19 protein-coding genes are annotated in these 18,715 nt (G+C 65.2%); 11 read left to right on the top strand and 8 right to left on the bottom strand.

The window, feature by feature from the left end; translation table 11 throughout:
• Positions 1 to 55 precede the first annotated feature (55 nt).
• The 4 genes from holA (at position 56) to A4H34_RS06780 (ending at position 5,152) form a co-directional block, all read left to right on the top strand.
• The gene (gene holA, locus A4H34_RS06765; RefSeq protein WP_064231468.1) at positions 56 to 1,036 is read left to right on the top strand and encodes a DNA polymerase III subunit delta; all 981 of its coding nucleotides are present in this window, start codon (positions 56 to 58) and stop codon (positions 1,034 to 1,036) included.
• Between the two features lie 158 nt (positions 1,037 to 1,194).
• The gene (locus A4H34_RS06770; protein WP_009198862.1) at positions 1,195 to 2,724 is read left to right on the top strand and encodes a Re/Si-specific NAD(P)(+) transhydrogenase subunit alpha; all 1,530 of its coding nucleotides are present in this window, start codon (positions 1,195 to 1,197) and stop codon (positions 2,722 to 2,724) included.
• A 2-nt stretch (positions 2,725 to 2,726) separates the two neighbouring features.
• Entirely contained in the window at positions 2,727 to 4,229 is a 1,503-nt protein-coding gene (gene pntB, locus A4H34_RS06775) for a Re/Si-specific NAD(P)(+) transhydrogenase subunit beta (RefSeq protein ID WP_064231469.1), read from the top strand.
• A gap of 107 nt (positions 4,230 to 4,336) precedes the next feature.
• Positions 4,337 to 5,152: an HAD family hydrolase gene (locus A4H34_RS06780; RefSeq protein ID WP_009198860.1), complete on the top strand. Its 816-nt coding sequence runs from the start codon at positions 4,337 to 4,339 to the stop codon at positions 5,150 to 5,152.
• Positions 5,153 to 5,280: 128 nt separating this feature from the next.
• Here A4H34_RS06780 and A4H34_RS06785 read toward each other — a convergent pair whose 3' ends face one another.
• The 4 genes from A4H34_RS06785 to A4H34_RS06800 all read right to left on the bottom strand — a co-directional run bounded on the left by A4H34_RS06785 (position 5,281) and on the right by A4H34_RS06800 (position 8,686).
• On the bottom strand, positions 5,281 to 6,198 hold the full coding sequence (locus A4H34_RS06785; RefSeq protein ID WP_064231470.1) for a sensor histidine kinase: 918 nt from the start codon (positions 6,196 to 6,198) through the stop codon (positions 5,281 to 5,283).
• Entirely contained in the window at positions 6,195 to 6,917 is a 723-nt protein-coding gene (locus tag A4H34_RS06790) for a response regulator transcription factor (protein WP_009198858.1), read from the bottom strand. Before A4H34_RS06790 ends, A4H34_RS06785 begins: the two co-directional genes overlap by 4 nt.
• A gap of 90 nt (positions 6,918 to 7,007) precedes the next feature.
• Positions 7,008 to 7,634 (bottom strand): DUF3060 domain-containing protein, encoded by a 627-nt coding sequence (locus A4H34_RS06795; protein ID WP_009198857.1) that lies wholly within the window; start codon positions 7,632 to 7,634, stop codon positions 7,008 to 7,010.
• A gap of 263 nt (positions 7,635 to 7,897) precedes the next feature.
• Positions 7,898 to 8,686, bottom strand: a complete 789-nt coding sequence (locus A4H34_RS06800; RefSeq protein WP_064231471.1) for a DUF3060 domain-containing protein — start codon at positions 8,684 to 8,686, stop codon at positions 7,898 to 7,900.
• Positions 8,687 to 9,135: 449 nt separating this feature from the next.
• Between A4H34_RS06800 and A4H34_RS06805 the strand changes: the two genes are divergently transcribed.
• From A4H34_RS06805 to A4H34_RS06815, 3 genes are read left to right on the top strand one after another with little or no spacing between them, the layout of a single operon-like run.
• A complete protein-coding gene (locus A4H34_RS06805) occupies positions 9,136 to 9,480 on the top strand; it encodes an AbrB/MazE/SpoVT family DNA-binding domain-containing protein (RefSeq protein WP_064231472.1) in 345 nt (114 codons plus the stop codon).
• Positions 9,477 to 10,433 (top strand): ABC transporter ATP-binding protein, encoded by a 957-nt coding sequence (locus A4H34_RS06810; protein ID WP_064231473.1) that lies wholly within the window; start codon positions 9,477 to 9,479, stop codon positions 10,431 to 10,433. The genes A4H34_RS06805 and A4H34_RS06810 overlap by 4 nt, the downstream gene beginning before the upstream one ends.
• 1 nt (position 10,434) lies before the next feature.
• On the top strand, positions 10,435 to 11,184 hold the full coding sequence (locus A4H34_RS06815; RefSeq protein ID WP_064231474.1) for an ABC transporter permease: 750 nt from the start codon (positions 10,435 to 10,437) through the stop codon (positions 11,182 to 11,184).
• A gap of 76 nt (positions 11,185 to 11,260) precedes the next feature.
• Here the strand turns inward: A4H34_RS06815 and rpsT are convergent, their stop codons facing one another.
• From rpsT to A4H34_RS06835, 4 genes are all read right to left on the bottom strand, one after another.
• Positions 11,261 to 11,527, bottom strand: a complete 267-nt coding sequence (rpsT, locus tag A4H34_RS06820; protein ID WP_009198851.1) for a 30S ribosomal protein S20 — start codon at positions 11,525 to 11,527, stop codon at positions 11,261 to 11,263.
• A gap of 156 nt (positions 11,528 to 11,683) precedes the next feature.
• Complete coding sequence (locus A4H34_RS06825; protein ID WP_009198849.1) at positions 11,684 to 12,436, bottom strand: type II toxin-antitoxin system PemK/MazF family toxin; 753 nt, start codon at positions 12,434 to 12,436, stop codon at positions 11,684 to 11,686.
• Positions 12,436 to 12,975 (bottom strand): PH domain-containing protein, encoded by a 540-nt coding sequence (locus A4H34_RS06830; protein ID WP_009198848.1) that lies wholly within the window; start codon positions 12,973 to 12,975, stop codon positions 12,436 to 12,438. The genes A4H34_RS06825 and A4H34_RS06830 overlap by 1 nt, the downstream gene beginning before the upstream one ends.
• 64 nt (positions 12,976 to 13,039) lie before the next feature.
• A complete protein-coding gene (locus A4H34_RS06835) occupies positions 13,040 to 13,705 on the bottom strand; it encodes a hypothetical protein (RefSeq protein ID WP_064231475.1) in 666 nt (221 codons plus the stop codon).
• A 258-nt stretch (positions 13,706 to 13,963) separates the two neighbouring features.
• Between A4H34_RS06835 and lepA the strand changes: the two genes are divergently transcribed.
• From lepA to hemW, 4 genes are all read left to right on the top strand, one after another.
• Positions 13,964 to 15,805, top strand: a complete 1,842-nt coding sequence (gene lepA / locus A4H34_RS06840; RefSeq protein ID WP_009198846.1) for a translation elongation factor 4 — start codon at positions 13,964 to 13,966, stop codon at positions 15,803 to 15,805.
• Between the two features lie 154 nt (positions 15,806 to 15,959).
• Positions 15,960 to 16,667 (top strand): MOSC domain-containing protein, encoded by a 708-nt coding sequence (locus A4H34_RS06845; protein ID WP_082903099.1) that lies wholly within the window; start codon positions 15,960 to 15,962, stop codon positions 16,665 to 16,667.
• Positions 16,660 to 17,463 (top strand): tRNA (guanosine(46)-N7)-methyltransferase TrmB, encoded by an 804-nt coding sequence (gene trmB, locus A4H34_RS06850; RefSeq protein ID WP_064231476.1) that lies wholly within the window; start codon positions 16,660 to 16,662, stop codon positions 17,461 to 17,463. The genes A4H34_RS06845 and trmB overlap by 8 nt, the downstream gene beginning before the upstream one ends.
• Positions 17,456 to 18,667, top strand: a complete 1,212-nt coding sequence (gene hemW, locus A4H34_RS06855) for a radical SAM family heme chaperone HemW (RefSeq protein ID WP_064231477.1) — start codon at positions 17,456 to 17,458, stop codon at positions 18,665 to 18,667. The genes trmB and hemW overlap by 8 nt, the downstream gene beginning before the upstream one ends.
• Positions 18,668 to 18,715: the final 48 nt, after the last annotated feature.

An 18,715-nucleotide genomic window follows, 5' to 3' on the forward strand; every position in this document is an offset into this window, starting at 1 on the left:
TGAATGAGCGAGGAGGGAGGAAAACGCGGGATGGCCCGCGTGAGATACTTGTGCCATGGCTAAGACAGGCGCGCTCAGACACGACCAAATCGAGCTCGCTCCGGTCGTCCTGTTTCTCGTCGGCGAGCCCGTCCTCGGCGACAGGGCCGTTTCTCGGCTCATCGAGCGGGCCCTCGAACGCAATCCGGCCACCGCCGTGACGAAGATCGACGCCGAACAGTACGCCGCGGGCCAGCTTGCCGCAGCCGTCGGCCCCTCGCTTTTCGCCGAGCCGAACGTCGTCGCCGCGAGCAACCTCCAAAAGATGAGCGACGCCTTCCTCGCCGACGCCCTCGCCTACGTCGCCGCCCCGGACCCCGACGTCGTGCTCATCTTGCGCCACGACGGCGGAACGAGGGGAAAGCGCCTCCTCGACGCTGTGCGCGCCGGCGGCTTCCAGTGCTGCGAGATCCCGGCCGTCAAGTATCCGAACGAGAAGGCCGCCCTCGTCCGAGACGAAGTGGCTCGGGCCCGCAGGCGCATGACCGCCGACGCCGTCGAGGCGCTTGTCGACGCACACGGCAACGACGTCGGAGAGCTCGTTGCGGCGACGTCCCAGCTCCTGTCCGACGTCGAGGGGACGATAGACGAGGCGGCCGTGCGCACGTACTATGCGGGGCGCATCCAGGCCGGCGGCTTCGACATCGCCGACGCAGCGGTCGCGGGCAACGGCGGCAAGGCGGTGTCCCTCGCCCGGCACGCGCTGGCCAGCGGCGTCGCCCCCGTTCCCATCGTCGCGGCTCTCGCGTACAAGCTGCGCACGCTCGCCCTCGTCGCCGCGCGAAAGGGCGCGTCGGCCCGCCCGGGCGACCCGACGATGTCCCCCGGCCAGCGCCGCAGCGCCGAGAGGATCGCCGGGCAGTGGTCGAATGAGGCGTTGGCCACTGCGATCCAGGCGGTCGCCCAAGCCGACGCCGAAGTCAAGGGAGCGTCGAGAGATCCCGAATTCGCCCTGGAACGCGTCATATTGCGGGTCGCCGCCGCCAAGAGAGGGTGAAGGAGCGCCCGTCCGTTCGCGGACACAGGCATGCGCATTCTGAAAAAACGCAGCAAGATAGTAGGCTCGATCACAGTGGTGCTGAGTATCGCTCACGCAGGAGGTGCGAAGTGCCACTCAGTGACGCTCAGTGACGACGCCAATTCGGAGGAGACAACGTGCTCATAGGAGTGCCGAAAGAATCTCGGGCGGGCGAAACCCTCGTGGCCGCCACGCCCGACACGGTGGGCAAGCTCATCAGGCTCGGCTACGACGTCTGCGTCGAGGCCGGCGCCGGCGAACGGTCGAGCTACCCCGACGAGCAGTACCGCGAGGCAGGAGCCCAGATCGTCGACGCCCAGGGAGTCTGGGCCGCCGACATCATCACCTCGCTCGATACGCCAAGCGAGGCCAAACTCCTCAATATCCGCCGGGGGGCCACCCTCATCGCGAGGATGGATCCGGCCTCTAACCCGGAGGCGGTCGAGCGGCTTGCCGCGATGGGCGTCACGTCGGTCGCCATGGACGCGGTCCCGAGGATCTCTCGCGCGCAGTCGATCGACGTTCGCTCGTCGATGGCGAACGTCGCCGGGTATCGCGCCGTCATAGAGGCGGCCAACGCCTTCGGGCGGCTCTTCACCGGCCAGATGACGGCCGCGGGCAAAGTGCCTCCCGCAAACGTGTACGTCATAGGCGCCGGAGTCGCCGGGCTCGCGGCGATCGGCACGGCGAGCTCGCTCGGCGCCGTCGTCCGAGGGACGGACGTCCGCCCCGAAACCGCCGACCAGGTCCAATCGCTCGGCGGGGAATTCGTCGAGATTCCGGTCGCTCAAGAATCCTCCGACGGATACGCCCAGGCGATGAGCGCCGACCAGGAACTCGCGGCCAGGGAGGTCTACAGCAGGGAGGCCGCTGCCTCCGACATCGTCATCACGACCGCGCTGATCCCCGGGAAGCCCGCTCCGCTCCTCATTACCGCGGAGGCCGTCGCCGCCATGAAGCCGGGATCGGTCATCGTCGATCTGGGCGCCGCCAACGGGGGCAACTGCGAGCTGACCGTTCCGGGGCGGGTGACCGTCACCGACAACGGAGTGACGATCATCGGGTACACGGACCTGGCGGGGCGCCTGCCCGGGCAGGCATCTCAGCTTTACGGCCAGAACGTCGTCAACTTCTTCAAGCTCGCGACGCCGGGCAAGGACGGCGTCCTCACGCTCGACATGGACGACGACGTCATGCGCGCCATGACCGTCACCCTCCACGGGATCGTCATGTGGCCGCCTCCGCCCGTCAGGGTGTCCAAGGCAAGGGCCGAGAAGGCGGCGCCGCCTCCGCCCGCGCCGACGCCCATACGGGCGCAGGAGACTCCGCCGTGGGTCAAGCCCGCCCTCGCCGTGGCGGCGGCTCTCGTTGCCCTCCTTGTGTACTTTGCCCCGCGGAGCATGTCCAACCACTTCATCGTCTTCACCTTGGCGTGCGTCGTGGGCTTCTACGTCATCACCAATGTGACGCATTCGCTGCACACCCCGCTTATGTCGGTGACCAATGCGATATCGGGGATCATCGTCGTCGGCGCGCTCATCCAAACCGTCAACCACGACGCATGGATACAAGTGTTGGCGTTCATCGCCATAGTCGTCGCGTCGATCAATATCTTCGGCGGGTTCGCTGTGACCCACCGCATGCTCAAGATGTTCCAGAGGAGCTGAGAATGAACGCTGCGATTTTCGCGACTGACAACGCCGGAATTCTCGGGATCGGCGGCGACGGCGCGGCCGTCAGATTCACCGACGTCGCCTACCTCGTCGCCGCCCTGCTCTTCATCCTCGCCCTTGCGGGGCTCTCGAAGCAGACGACGGCGAGCCGCGGCAACACTTTCGGCATCGTCGGCATGGGGCTGGCGCTCTGCGCGGTCTTCATCCTCACGGTGGCCTCCAACCACTCCAATGTGCTGCAGATGTCGCTGTTCACGCTCCTCGCAATGGCCATAGGCGCCGGCATCGGCCTATGGAGGGCGCAACGCGTCGAGATGACGGGCATGCCTCAGCTCATCGCCCTTCTGCACTCCTTCGTGGGCATGGCCGCCGTCATCGTCGGCTACAACGCGCTCCTCGAAAGCGCCGACAACCGCCTCCCCGAGCTGAGCAGCGGCACGGCGCTGCGCGACATACCGGACATGTCCTTCCGCCTGGGCGAGATCGGCCTGGCGGTCTTCGTAGGCGCGGTCACCCTCACAGGCTCCATCGTCGCCTTCCTCAAGCTCTCGGGCAGGATATCGGGCGCCCCCCTCGCGCTTCCCGGGCGGAACTGGATGAATCTTGGCGCGCTCGTCGCCTCGATTCTTCTCATCGTGTGGTTCGTCAGGGCCGGAGACCTCACGTCGGCGTTGATTCCTCTCATCCTCCTGCTCATCGTCTCGCTCGCCCTTGGCGCGCACCTCGTCTTGGCGATCGGCGGAGGCGACATGCCCGTCGTCGTCTCGATGCTCAACTCGTATTCGGGCTGGGCCGCGTCGATGGCCGGATTCACGCTCGGAAACAACCTGCTCATCATCACGGGAGCGCTCGTCGGATCCTCCGGCGCCTACCTCTCCTACATCATGTGCAAGGCCATGAACCGCTCCTTCGCCTCCGTCATCCTCGGCGGCTTCGGCTCGGCCGGTGCGCTGTCGGGCCAAGACGGGGACTATGGCGATTACCGGGAGACGACGGCGGACGAGGTGGCTCGCATGCTCAAGGGCGCGACCTCAGTCATCATCGCCCCCGGCTACGGGATGGCGGTCGCCCAGGCCCAGTACCCGGTGGCCGAGCTGACCCGGCGGCTGCGCGAGGGCGGCGTCGAGGTCCGCTTCGGCATCCACCCCGTGGCCGGCCGCCTGCCCGGCCACATGAACGTCCTTCTCGCCGAAGCGAAGGTCCCATACGACGTCGTCTTCGAGATGGACGAGATCAACTCGGACTTCTCCTCGACCGACGTCGTCCTCGTGATAGGGGCCAACGACACGGTCAACCCCTCGGCGCAGGAACCGGGCTCGCCCATCGCGGGAATGCCGGTGCTCCACGTGTGGGAGGCGAAGGACGTCGTCGTCTTCAAACGGTCGATGTCCAACTCCGGGTACGCGGGCGTCCAGAACCCGCTTTTCTTCAACGAGAACACGCACATGCTGCTCGGAGACGCGCGTGAGTCCCTGGAGAAGATCGTCACGGAACTCTGATCGGCGCGGGCTCGTAAAATGACCCTGACCAGAGCAGGGCCTGCACGGAGCAGGGCCCTGAGCGTTTGAAACTCCGAGCGGAAAGGAATCCCCAGCGGAAACAGGCCATGCCCAAACTCATCTGCATCGACGTAGACGGCACCCTCGTCACGGAAACCCAGGAGACGCCCGCTTCGGCGCGCGAAGCCGTTCGGGCCTCCATCGCGGCGGGCAACAAGCTCCTCCTCTCCACGGGGCGCTCGCTGCCCGAAATCTACCCGTTTCTGTGGGATCTCGGCTTCCACGGCATCATCGCCGGGTCGGGGGCGTACGTGAAGATAGGGGAGGAGGTCGTCATGGACCGGCGCATGTCGGCCGAGGAAATTTCCTACGTCACAGACATCTATCGCAGGCATGGCGTCAACTGGATGTGGCAGGGGCCCGACGAGTTCTGCATGAGCGAGGGCTTCTTCGGGTCCTTCGCGGGGGCCCCGAACGCGGAAGGCAGCCCCTGGCACCCCTACTACTTGCAGATCCTCCCGGTCCTGAGCACGAAAGTTCCCACGAGCACGTCCAAGGGGCTCTTCGTCTTGCCTTACGACTCGTCGGTGAGCTATGAGGAGTTCGTTGAGATCATCGGCCCGAAGTACCACATCATCCCCGATTCCGTAGGCGCCGCCGAGGGAACGACGGGGGAGCTCCTTCTGGCCGGGTTGACGAAGGACGTCGGCATGCGGGCGGCGGCGAAGCACCTTGGTTTCGATGTGGCGGACACGGTCGCGATAGGCGACTCCCCGAACGACATCGAAATCCTCAAGGCCGCGGGGACTTCGGTGGCCATGGGCAACGCGACCGACGCGGTGAAATCGCATGCGGACCTTGTGACGTCTGCGATCGACGACGACGGAGTGTACCGGGCGTTCGAAACCCTCGGCCTCATGTGACGCTCGCACGCACGGGCGGCGGCGCGGCCCGCCGCCCGTTTATCGACGTCGCGCCGTTTCCAATGCGGTGCGTCCGTCGCTGACGATTGAGGCCGCGTGGCCGGCGCTGCGAGCCGCCCCGGCTTTCGTCACGCTCGCGAGTGCGCCGAAGGGAGGGTGACGGAAACAGAGGTCCCCACGCCTAGGCGAGAGCTCATATGAGCGGTTCCGCCGTGGCGCGCGACGATCGTCGCCACCAGCGCGAGGCCGAGGCCGTTGCCCGGATGCCCGCCGGAATTGCTTGCCCTGCTGAGCTCATCCCAGACCGCGCCCACGTCCTCGGCGGGAATGCCGATGCCGGTGTCGGCGACCTCGACCGTGACGGTCCCTTGGCCCTCTGACCCTCGGATCTCGATGAGGGATTCGGCCCCGGAGTACTTCGCCGCATTCGACACGAGGTTGTACACCGCCGAATAGAGCAGATCGGCGTCGCCCGCCACGTGCGAAAGCGGCCAGGGCGCCTCCGGGAAGCTCAGGGAAAACGATCTGCTTTCTCCGCGCGCGGCAAGCTCTTGGGCGACGGCGTCGACGGCGTCGCGTGCGGTCTCCTCCAGGTCCACTTCCTCGATGTCGATGGGGGAGGTCCCAAGCTCGGAAAGCTTGCGCAAATCGGTCAGCAGGCGGCTCATGCGCAAGGACTGCGCGGTGACGATAGACCAGCTCGGATCGTCGGCGTCATGGCTCGCCGCGGCGGCGCGCAGGGCCGTCAGCGGATTCTTCAGCTCGTGGTCGAGGCGGCGGAGAAAATGGCGGTGGGATTGGCGCAGCTCCTCCTGGCCGGCTTTCAAGCCGTTGGCATACTCGCGTCTTCTGCCGTTTCGCCAGGCGAAGGCGATCCACGCGCACAGGCTGAGGAACACTCCGGCGGAGGCGAGCAGCGTCGGAAGCGGGAACTTCACGAGGAGGTATCGGGATTCGCCGGAGAAGCGCCACGCTGCGGCGGCGGCGAGGCAGACGACCGCGGGCAGAAACACGAAGAGAAGCCTGCGCAGACGAACGCGTTTCATGCCCGCACCGCCCCGATGAAGCGATATCCCACCGACGGCACCGTTTCGATGTAGGTCGGCTGGGTCGGATCGTCGCCGAGGACCCGCCTGATCTCGCGGATGCGGTGGTCGACGGCGCGCGTTGAGGACGCAAAGTCGATTCCCCACAGCGCGGCCAGGAGCCGCTCGCGGGTGTGGAGCTCGCCCGGATGGGTCATGAGGTAGTCGAGAAGCATCGACGCCTTCGGGGTGAGCGTGACCTCGCGGGCTTTGAGGAAGACTCGCAACGCCACTCGGTCGAGCACGAGGTCGCCGCACACCAGCCGGTCAGCCGCCGAATAGGGCTTGGGGGCGGCCGCCGTCCGTCGCAGAACGGCGCGGATGCGAGAGACCAGCTCCTGCGGGTCGAAAGGCTTGGAAAGATAGTCGTCCGCGCCCTCGTCCAGGGCCGCGGAACGTTCGTAGGACTGGTCGATCTGGGTCAGAAGAATGATGGGAGTCCATCCGCCGCGGGCGCGTATCTCGCGCACGAGCTGGCGCCCGTCGAGCTGAGGCATCATGACGTCCGTGACGACGATGTCGGGTTTGATCTTTTCGTGGACGTCGAGGCCTTCGGCGCCGTCGTGGGCGACGACGACGGAAAAGCCGGAGCGTTCAAGATAGGGGGCGAGCGCGTCCGTGATGGCCGACTCGTCGTCGACCAGCAGGACCGTTTGTCGATTGATCGGCCTGTCGGCCATTTGCGGCATCCTCTCCAAACACGGCTGCGGTTGCGGAGGAGACGCCGCAACCGTGCCGATTGCCTTCGGCCGGGCATAGCCGGCCCCGTTTCAGCCGGCCTTCTCGACCTCGTTGTCGGATCCGTTGTCGTTGACCGCAGGCTTCGAACCGTTCGCCCACTCGACTTTGTTGTCGGACCCGTTGAAGTCGACGGAGGAGACCTGCTCGACGAACACCTTGACGCTTGAACCCTGGATCGAGATCTTTTTCGCGGTCTTGGCGACGACCTTCACATCCGATCCGGTGACGGTGATCTGATCGACGTTCTCCTTGACGTGGACGGTTCCGCCGGAGTTGGAGATGACCGCGTTCCCGCCGACGACTGTGGCCACGGCGGCGTTCTTGTCGGCCGCCGCCTCCTTCCAATCGTCGTCGTCGACCGCGGCTCCGCCTTCCGCGGAGGCGCCGCCGGTCGAAGTCGCGTTCGCGGACGAACCGCCCTTCGAATCCTTCGAGCTGCTCGACCCGTTGTTGGAGCCGATGTTCTGTTCGGAGTCCTTTCCGTCGGCCTTGTTGGAGGCCCCGCCGGTGGCGGTGACGTTCTGGTCGTTGTTGCCGTTGACAGTCACGCCCGGGCTCTTGCTCGCGGCGTCGTCCTTGACTTCAGCCTGGCAGGCCGCCGTGGCGAAGGCGAGACATGCTGCGAGCGCGAGTCCAGTGGTCTTCCATGTTTTCATCGAAGTTTCCTTTCGTTTGGGATAGTCTCCCATAGTGCCGCTGCCGTCGATGCCGACGTCGCCGACCCGAAGGCAGCTTGCGAATTATATTGAGTTGCGATTGGCGGCCGCTACTTGCGATTCGTTGCAAATGCGTGCGTAGCGTATCGGGCTGAAGCGGCTGCACTGTTAGTAGGGCGTTACTGTCATAGTCGTTGCGAAGCGTGCGTGAGCTCCGCAGGGACTATTGTAACCTAGTGGTAATGCGCGTTAGCGGTCTGTGGCTAACGTGCGGGCGCCGGACGTGCCCGGCGGATTTCGTTCTCCGCGCCGTTGTCGGTGACAGAGGGCATGGGGCCGTCGGTCCAGCGCACGTCGTTGTCAGAGCCGTCAAAGTGGACGGACGAGACGCTTCGGACGAAGACGTCCACGTCGGAACCCAAGATCCTCACCTTGGCGGCCGAGTCTGCGACGACGTCGACGTCGGATCCGTAGACGGCGATTTCCTTGACGTCGCCCTCGACTCTCACGATTCCTCCGCTGGAGGAAATGCGGGCGACGCCGTTGTGGGCTTTGACGACTGTGACGGGGTCGTCCTCGCCGATGAGCGTTCCATCGGGCGTGACGATTTCATCGTCATCGTCGTCGAAGTAGTAATTGCGCGAAGCCGATCTTTCTGAGGAACCGGAACCGGCTTTGCCGCCCTCGCGTTTGTCGGACTCGCCCTTCTTGTGGGACTTGTCCTTTTGTTCGGGCTTGCCTTCCTTCTCCGACTCGTGCTTCTTGTCGGACTTGTCCTTCTTGTCGGACTTTCGGTCAGACCTCTCGTCATCGGATGCGTTGCGTCTGTCCGATTCGCGCGCCTCTGACTTGTACGCGGTCTCCGACGCCGCGTCGTCTGAGCCGTAGGAGTCGCCTCCGTGGCCGGCGCCGCCGCGGCCGTCCGCTTCGGTGAGGGCGACGGTCGCCGTCGGCCTCCGGTCGGCGACGTCGACGTTCTTGGATTCGCATGCCGTCGTCACGAAAGCGAGGCAGGCTGCGAGTGCGAGTCCGCGGATCTTCCACGTCTTCATTGCTTGTCCTTTCCTTGGGAGCCGTGACTCCGATCGATGTTCGCGAGGGATGGCGCCCCGCTGTGCTTCAAGGCTATCGGGGGGATATGGCAGGGCGGTCGCCTCGGTGTCGCAGTTTCGAAACACGGGAAAAACGGTGAAATATCAAGGAAAACACGAGTTCTGCAAAGGGCCCCGGAACTTCCAGAGTGCCTTGACGACGAATTGAGCCAGGCGTAGAGTGTCATGTATACATGTTTTACATGCAATAGATTCATCGGTTAAGTGAAAGCGACGCCGCAAGGCGCGACGAGCTCGAACGGACCGTGAGTCGAAGCTCCAGCCGAAGGCGCGAGTCGAAAGCGCTGCGGGAGAGTCACTGCAACGTAGAGTCGCAAGCCTCCCCGGCGGCGGGCGATCCGCACGGCAGGGAAATCCGCATAAGTGAAGACACAAAAGAAAGAACTGTTATGAGTCCTGTCAATACGAGCTCTTACGGGCCCGGGGGCCGCGGCTTTCACGGGGTGGTGACGGTCGGCCAGCGCGGTCAAGTCGCCATTCCTGCCAAGGCGCGCAGGGACCTGAGAATTGAGGCGGGAGCGCAGCTAGTCGTTCTGACCGACCCGAACGAAGGCATCGCGCTCATCCCGCTCGAACTCCTTTTGAGCAAACAAGACAATCCCGTGGCGAAACTGGTCCGATCGATGCTCCCGGGGGTGATGCCGCCCGACGGCGAAAACGCGGACGACAACGCGGGCGAGCATCCAGGCGACGTCGCCGGGAAGGTCGCAGACGACGGCGGCGATTCACGATGAGCGCGCGCATTTCAACCGATGTACGTGGCCCAACGGGCGCGCCGGCGGTGGCCGTCGAATCCCTGACGAAAAAGTTCGACGATCTCGTCGCCGTCGACGACGTCTCCTTCGACGTCGCCGATCGCGAGATCTTCGGAATCATCGGCCCCAACGGAGCCGGAAAAACGACCCTCATGGAATGCCTGGAAGGGCTCCAGCGGCGGACCTCGGGCGCCGCGCGGGTCCTCGGCGCCGATCCGGACGTCGCCGACCGCTCGTGGCGGGCGCGGGTGGGAGTCCAACTCCAGTCCTCGGCTTTGCCGACGAAAATCAAAGTCGGCGAGGTCATTGACCTGTTCGGATCCTTCTATGAAGATCCCAGGGAAGCCGACGAGCTCATCGCCGAGCTCGGACTGTCCGGCAAGAAAGGCTCCTATGTAGAGAAGCTCTCGGGAGGCCAGCGCCAGCGGGTGTCGATCGCGCTCGCGCTGGTGAGCCGGCCGGAGATCGTCTTTCTCGACGAACTGACAACGGCGTTGGACCCGCAGGCGCGGCTGGCGATGTGGGACGTGGTCCGCTCGATCCGGGACGCCGGGTGCACGGTGGTCATGACCACCCATTACATGGAGGAAGCGGAGGCCTTGTGCGACAGGGTCGCGATCGTCGATCGCGGACGGATCATCGCGCTAGACACCGTCGCAGGCCTCGTCGCCGGGCTCGGCGGCGCGAGCCTCGTGACCCTGAAGACCGACCGGCCGGTCAGACCCGAAACGCTCGCGAACATCGCCGGAATCTCGAATGCATCGATCGACGGCCTGACCGTGAGGCTTCATTCCGCCGGCGGATTCCCCGGCGAGGCCGTTCGCGCCATAGAGGGCGCGGGGGCGGCGGTCGAAGAGATTGAAACGTCGAAAGCCTCTCTTGAAGACGTCTTTCTCGCCCTGACGGGCCGCGCGATGAGGGAGGGGAACTGACATGCGCGTCTTCACAAAAGTTCTCAAGACCACGGCCCTGCGCACGCTGCGCGAGCCGGCGAACGTCGTGTTCATGATCGCCTTCGCTCCGGCGTTCATGCTGATCATGGGACTCATATTCGGGAACGACCCGAAGAAAGAGTTCGGCGGCCAGGGCTTCCTTGACGCGAACGTCACGGCTTTCCCCTGCATCGTCATCGCCATCGCGGCGATCATCATCCTTCCCGTCGATCTCGTGACGCAGCGAGAGACAGGAGTTCTCAGGAGGTTCCGCGCGACGCCGCTTCGCCCGGCAGTCTACATGTCGGCCGATTTGACTGTTCGCGTCGTCCTGAGCTTGCTGTCGATAGCCTGCCTTTACGCGGTGGCGATCGTGGGATTCGGCGTCGGCGCCGACTCTCTGGAAGTGGCGAACGTCCTTCTGGCCACGGCGCTCGGGCTGTGCTCGTTCATGGCGCTGGGATACCTGTTGGCGGGGCTTTTGCCCTCCCAAGGCGCGGCGCAGGGGATAGGGAACATCCTCGTTTACCCCCTCATTTTCCTTTCGGGCGCGGCGGTTCCCCTTTCTCAGCTTCCCGAGGGAGTCGCCGCTGTTGCGAGATTCTCCCCGCTCACGCAGCTGACCTTTCTGACGAAGGGCCTGTGGGAAGGCGACGGCTGGATCCAACACTGGGGTTCCGCAGCCTCGCTGATCGGAATGGGCGTGCTGTGCGGGGCTCTGGCAGCGCGATGCTTCCGTTGGGAAAAATGACGGAAACAAATGACAGGGGCAGCGAAAACCGCTGCCCCTCGTCGATTGCTCTGATGCCGGCTGTTTAGTCAGCTTGCTACTTGGCCAGCCTGGCGACCTGCACCGCGAGCTTTGACTTGCGGTTGGCCGCCTGGTTCTTGTGAATGACGCCCTTGGAAACCGCCTTGTCGAGCTTCCGGGTGGCCACCCGCAACGCCGCCTGGGCGGTCTCGACGTCGCCGGCGGCGACGGCCTTGCGCGTCTTGCGCACGTAGGTCTTCAGCTCCGACTTGACGGCCTTGTTGCGGAGGCGGCGCTTCTCATTCGTGAGAATGCGCTTCTTCTGCGACTTGATGTTTGCCACGTGTTCTACTTTCAACTCAATCGCCGTCGGCGATAGATCGTCATGGTCGGCGAGGAATCCGCCTTCGACGAGACTCGAGAAGCATTCCCCGGAGAGCGCCGTCGGCGGGACCCATCACCCGACCGGTGTAAAGTCCATCGGGTAGTTTATCAGAAGCTATCGATGAAAGCGGCGTATGGCAGCCACAACTTGTGTGAACCGCGCTTCATCGAGGCTTCCGCCCTCGCGCCGCATCTGCTCCGGGGCAACGCACAGAAGCCTGTCGATTCGCGCCTCGGACGGACGTCCCTTGGAATCCCATCCGCCCGAGCCGACGTCGATCCAAAAACGCCCGTTTCGCGCCTCTTGCTCGGCGTCGCGGTCGTGGTCCTTCGAGGTCAGCTGGGCGAATACGATGCATCGCTCAATCTCGGCCAGCACCAAAACCGGGCGATCCTTGCCCTGGCTTCGGTCTTCTTCGTAGGGAACCCACGTCCACACCACTTCGCCCGGATCGGGGAAGTCGTCCTCCCGGGGAGAATAGTCGAATTCGGGCAGACCGAGGTCCGGAACGGAGTAGACCTTTGGGGCCTCGCCGATCCTTGGGAGCTCGGAAAGCGAGTGCACGACCAGGGTCTCGCCCGAGTGACGTGCGGCCTCGGCGCGTCGCCCCCGCCCGGCATGGCGGGGGTCCGTTGAGGCGCGGCCAGCCGTGGAATCCCTCCCGCGCTTTTGGCCCTGCCCGTTCGCTTCCGCCCGTGCGTCGCGAGCCGCCGATTCGCCGACGCCGTCTTCCCGGCGTTTGTCGGCACGCCTGCCTTGTCCGCCGTGCTCGTTTCGCGGCTCGGACGATTTGCGCGACGTCGATTTCGAGGTCAGCGATTCGAAGAGGCCCGCCGCCAGTTCCTTGAGGAAACGCGGAATCGCCATCAGACGTTCGAGGCTCCGTCGGGATGGATTTCGTCCGCTTCGACTGCCGGAGCCGCCTCATCCTTGGCGAAAAGAAGATTTGTGAGCATGACGTGCACCTGCTCGGCGTTGGGGACGTCGCGAAGATAGAGGGGTTCGTCTGCCGACGTCTGCAACTCCAAGGTTCCCGCTTTAAAGAAGCGGTCGATGAGATCGCGTTCGTAGGCGACGTTGGAAATGCGGCTGAGGGGGATGTCATGTCCCGTTTTCGTGAAGATTCCCCTGCGGGTGATGATTCTGCGATTGGTCACCGTGTACGTATCGGTGATCCATTTCAACCACGGCCAGCCGACGAAAACCACGAGGCCGACAAGAAGTAGGACGAGCAGCGTCCATGTTCCGGCGGGCTTCCAGCTGTCGGGCATGTAGACAAACCCCGCGACGGCGAGGACGATCATGACGATTCCAGCCGCGATATTCGGGATCAGCCGCTTCACATGCTCGTGCATGTGAAGGATGATCCTCTCGTTTTGGCTAAGGAGTTTCTGTGAAAGTGCCATGAGCCTATCGTGCCACACGATTGGCCGCCGGGGAGGGCTGCGCCCGGGGACTCCGGGTCGCGGCCTAGAAGACGAGGGTCAAAAACGCCACGAACGTGAAGAAGACTCCCAAAGGAATCGACAGGAGGGTGAAGATTCCGGACAGGAGGGTAACCCGCAGGTCGTCTTTGAGATAGGGCGCATTGACGAGCCCTCCCGCGGCGGCGATCGCCGAGCGCTGGGCTGCCTCGATGCGCGGCATCCACGTTTCGCGCAGCTGGGCGGCCTCGGCCGCGGCGTCGTGCAGGCGGTCGCGCTCGATCGTCTCTTCGGAGTCCGCGAAGGCGTCCTTGGGAGGCGGCGCCGACGATTCCCGCCGTCCGCTCTGATCGATGACGACGATCTCCTGGGAAGGGGAGTCGCCTTCGTCGGTCCTTCTTTCGGCTCCCTCGGGCCGGGAATCCGAAGCGGACGCGACAACCTGGCCCGAACTTTCCTGCCAGCGGTCGACGGCGTCCTTGAGCCTCTTGCGGCGCCAGGCGAAGACAAGCGCCGAGACCAGGCCAAACGCGGAGACTGCGCCGAGCAAGGCCCTGAGGAACGTGCCGGCGTCGCCGCCGAGGGCGAAGACGAGCGCGACGAGGAGCCCGTTGACGACGAGGGCGTTGCCGACCAGGGTGCGGCCGGGCCCGCGGGTGATCCGCTCGATGAACGGCAAGAGGTCTTTCAACGAACCGGGTGTGAGGAACATAAAACCATTGTCCGGCCATTCGATTGGAATCTCCTGCAGGCGGGCCGGCGGTTCCGCGCAGGGACGAATTCCGAAGGCGGGTCGTTTCCGAAGGCGGGCCGTCCGTTCTCGGGGCAGCCGGCCGCTTCCCGGCAGAACTCGCGAGTCGGGACGGATTCCGGGCGCCTCGGCAAAACTCACACATCGCTCCCACGTTGCGAGGCCTGGCGAAGGCCGACGAGCACTACACTGGTGGAGACTGTTCGACAAAGGAGCACTGTGCCCGCATCCCTTCCCAGCGAGATCGCCCCCGCTTCGACGGCGCCGACGCGCATCCGCAATTTCTGCATCATCGCCCACATCGACCACGGCAAGTCGACGCTGGCCGACAGGATGCTCCAGCTGACGGGGATCGTCGACGAGCGCGTCATGCGAGACCAGTACCTCGACCGCATGGACATCGAGCGCGAGCGGGGGATCACGATCAAATCCCAGGCGGTCCGCCTGCCGTGGATCGTCGACGGCCAAGCCTATGCCCTGAACATGATCGACACTCCCGGGCACGTCGACTTCTCCTACGAGGTCAACCGCTCGCTCGCCGCGTGCGAAGGGGCGGTCCTCCTCGTCGATGCGACCCAGGGAATCGAGGCGCAGACCCTCGCCAACCTGTACATGGCGCTCGACAACGACCTTGCGATCATCCCCGTGCTCAACAAGATCGACCTTCCCTCGGCCCAGCCCGAGAAGTACGCGGAGGAGCTCGCCTCGCTCATCGGCGTCGACCCCGGCGAATGCCTTGCCGTGTCGGGGAAGACCGGCTTGGGCGTGGCCGATCTGCTCAACAGGATCGTCGCCGAGGTTCCCGCCCCCGAGGGCGATGCGGGCGGCCCGACCCGCGCCATGATCTTCGATTCCGTCTACGACACCTATCGCGGCGTCGTCACGTACATCCGCGTCAAGGACGGCAGGCTCGCTCCGCGCGAGCGCATCCAGATGATGTCGACGGGCGCGACGCACGAGCTCCTCGAGATCGGCGTCATTTCGCCCGAGCCCACGCCGACCGAGGGCCTGGCCGCGGGCGAGGTCGGCTACCTCATCACGGGCGTCAAAGACGTGCGCCAATCCCGGGTGGGCGACACCGTGACCGCCGCCAAATCCCCGGCGGAGAGGCCGCTCGACGGCTACCAGGATCCCAAGCCCATGGTGTTCTCCGGCGTCTATCCGATCGACGGATCGGACTACCCGGACCTGCGAGACGCTCTGGACAAGCTCAAACTGAACGACGCCGCCCTGTCATACGAGCCCGAGAACTCGGTGGCCCTCGGCTTCGGCTTCCGATGCGGGTTCCTGGGACTGCTGCATTTGGAGATCGTGCGGGAACGCGTGGAACGCGAATTCGGTATCGACATCATCGCCACCGCGCCGTCGGTTGTTTACCGGGTGGTGACCGAGGGCGGCGAGGAGGTGGTCGTGACGAACCCTTCGGAGTTCCCCGAGGGGAAGATCAAACAGATCTTCGAGCCGACGGTGCGGGCCACGGTGCTCACGCCCTCGGACTACACGGGGACGATCATGGAGCTCTGCCAGCAGCGCCGCGGCACGATGCTGGGCATGGACTACCTGTCCTCCGAGCGGGTCGAGCTCCACTACATCCTTCCCCTCGCCGAGATCGTCACCGATTTCTTCGACCAGCTCAAGAGCAGGACGAAGGGATACGCCTCCCTCGACTACGACATGGCCGAGGATCAGGAGGCCGATCTCGTCAAGGTCGATGTGCTGCTCAACCACGAGGTCGTCGACGCCTTCTCGGCGATCGTCCACAAGGACAAGGCGTATTCCTACGGACTTGAGATGACGAAGAAGCTCAAGGAGCTCATTCCCCGCCAGCAGTTCGAGATTCCAGTTCAGGCCGCCGTCGGCAGCCGTGTCATCGCGCGGGAGACGATCAGGGCGATGCGCAAGGACGTCTTGGCAAAGTGCTACGGCGGCGACATCACCCGCAAGCGCAAACTTTTGGAAAAGCAGAAAGAGGGAAAGAAGCGGATGAAGTCGATTGGCCGCGTCGACGTGCCGCAGGAGGCCTTCGTGGCCGCGCTCACCTCGGACGCTCCGAAGAAATGAGCGCGGCCTGTGCCGTCCGGCAGGGCCGTTTCCCCGAGGGGGTTCTACGGGGCCCGGGGGAGGGCGGAACGGACCGAACGCGGCGGATCGAAAAATGTCAGCTCGGGCGAGAAGACGCTTGTCGGGCTAGACGAGAACTGGAAGGTTGGAGAAGATGCCAGACGTCGAGACGATCGAGATAACCCGGGCCGCGAGCGAGCCTGCGATTGCCGAAGGCACGTGCATGGACGTGGAGGCCGTATGCGCGATGGCGGACGTCCACGCCGACGACGGCGCCGTCGGCGTGACAGCGATCGACAAGCGGCCCACGTCCTTTCCCGTCACGGTACACGCGCTCGGAATCCGCGGGGACATTCAAGCCGACAGGAAGCATCACGGGGGAGCCGACAAGGCGCTGTACGCCTTTGCACAGGGAGAAGCCGAATACTGGTCGGCGGTTTTGAAGCATGAGATTCCGTTCGGATTTTTCGGTGAGAATCTGAGGGTGAACGGATCCGTCGACGCTTTCGAATTCGGCGCGCGCATAAGGCTGGGCGAGGTCGAAATGGAGGCGACGGGCCCCCGCACACCCTGCATGACGTTCGCCAGGTGGATGGGACGTCCGCATTTCGTCAAGGAGTTTTCCCAGCGTGGGAGGCACGGAGTGTACTTTCGCGTTCTGAAGGCGGGAAAAATCGAAGCGACGGACAGGATCGAAGTGATCTCGACCCCCGGACACGGGGTGACCATCGCCGATTGGGTGGCTGAGCCGACAGTCGAGCGGGCGGAAGCGCTGCTCGAGAGTCAGCGTGCGGGGCGGCTGTCGATTGCAGGTTACGCGGCCAAATATGTGAACGCCGTGGCGGGCCGAAGGAATGCATGACGTGGCCGGCGAGGATTTGAAAGGCTCGGCGGCGAACCCCGAAGCACGCCGCCCGGCGCGCATCAAGTCTTTCTCTCGGCGAGGAGGCCGAATGGTGCGCCAGTACCAGGCGGTGCTTGACGAGCACGGCCCCTTCTACGTCCTCGACCTGCCCGAGGGCGATTCGCCGACGACGATTGCGCCGAATGCGCGAGTGGATCTGCTGGCTGCCTTCGGCAACGACGCGCCGATCGTCGTCGAAATAGGGCCCGGATCGGGCGAACAACTCACTTCCTATGCGAAAGAGCATCCCGATCGAAACATTCTGGCCTTCGAGGCGTGGCACGTCGGCGTCGCCCGATGCGTCGCGAACGCGGTGCGCAAGGGCGTGACGAACGTGCGGATCGTCGAGGCCGACGCCGCGCAGGCCCTGCCCGTGATATTCGCCGACCCGGAGGCTCCCCGGGCCGGCGAGCTGTGGACGTTCTTTCCCGACCCGTGGCGCAAATCCCGCCATCGCAAGCGCCGCCTGATCGCGGGACCGTTCATCGCGGAGGCGGCGAAGATCCTGGAAGTCGGCGGCCTGTGGCGGCTCGCGACGGATTGGGACGACTACGCCTGGCAGATGCGCGACGAGCTCGAGGCAAACGACTCCTTCGTCAACCTCCACGCGGGGGAACGGCCCGATCCGAACGACCGTGAGCCCGCCCGCGGCGGCTTCGCCCCGAGGTGGGACGAACGCATCATGACGCGCTTCGAACGGCGGGGAGTCGAGGCCGGCCGCACGATTCACGATCTGACTTTCCGCCGTGGCTGACCTTCCCGACGGAGAAGAGGCGCCGAAGGACGGCGCCCTGCCGAACCCGGACGTCTCCGGCGGGCTGAGCGCGTACGTCCACGTACCGTTTTGCGCTGTCAGATGCGGGTACTGCGATTTCAACACGTACACCAACCTCGACTTCGGGCCGGGGGCTTCGACGTCGGACTTCCCCGAATCCCTGGTGCGGGAGATCGCCCTGAGCCGCGGCGTCCTTCGGGGCGGTGAGGCCGCTCCGCTTATTGACACCGTGTTTTTCGGCGGCGGGACGCCCACGATGCTCGCCCCAAAGCAGCTGGGCTCGGTGCTGGCGGCCCTCAACGCCGCTTTCGGCCTGCGCGAGGGGGCGGAGGCCACCACCGAGGCGAATCCCGAGTCGGTGGATCGCGAGGGCCTTTTTCGGCTTGCCGACGCCGGCTTCACAAGGGTCTCCTTCGGCATGCAGTCGGCCGTCGAATCGGTGCTTACGACGCTCGACCGGAGGCATACGCCCGGGCAGGTCGGGCGCGCGGTCGGCTGGGCGCGCGAGGCAGGGCTCGATGTGTCCGTCGATCTCATCTACGGCGCCCCGGGCGAGACGATGGGGCAGTGGCGGCGGTCGATAGAGGCGGCGATCGCGCTTGAGCCGGATCACCTGAGCGCCTACGCGCTGACGGTTGAGCCGGGAACCAAGATGGGCGCGCAGGCCGCACGAGGCGTCATCCAGCTTCCCGACCCGGACGAGCTAGCGGATAAATACGAGGCCGCAGACGAAGCCTTCGAGGCGGCCGGATACCGCTGGTATGAGATATCGAATTGGGCCCGCGGCGGGCGCGAATGCCGCCACAATCGGGTGTACTGGGGCGGCGGAAACTGGTGGGGCTACGGCCCGGGCGCGCATTCGCACATCAACGGGACGCGCTTTTGGAACGTCAAGCATCCCCTGGCCTACGCCCGGCGGGTCGCCGCGGGGGAGAGCCCGGCGGCGGCGCGCGAGGTCCTCATGGCGTCCGAGATCGCCGACGAGGCCGTCATGCTCGGCGTCCGCATGCGCGAGGGCATCGAGATCCCCCGGTTCGTCCGAGCAGAGACGACAGCTGGCCTCGTCGCCGACGGCCTCCTCGACGGCCGGGCCGCCGTCGCGGGCCGCATCGTCCTCACGCTGCGCGGCAGGCTTCTCGCCGACGCCGTTACCAGGCGCCTGTGGGAAGACCTGGAGGGTTAGCCATCGGCCGCGCCACAGGAGATCGACGAGAAGGCACACCGAGCCTGC

The organism is Peptidiphaga gingivicola, from assembly GCF_001652275.1.
Classification (GTDB): domain Bacteria; phylum Actinomycetota; class Actinomycetes; order Actinomycetales; family Actinomycetaceae; genus Peptidiphaga; species Peptidiphaga gingivicola.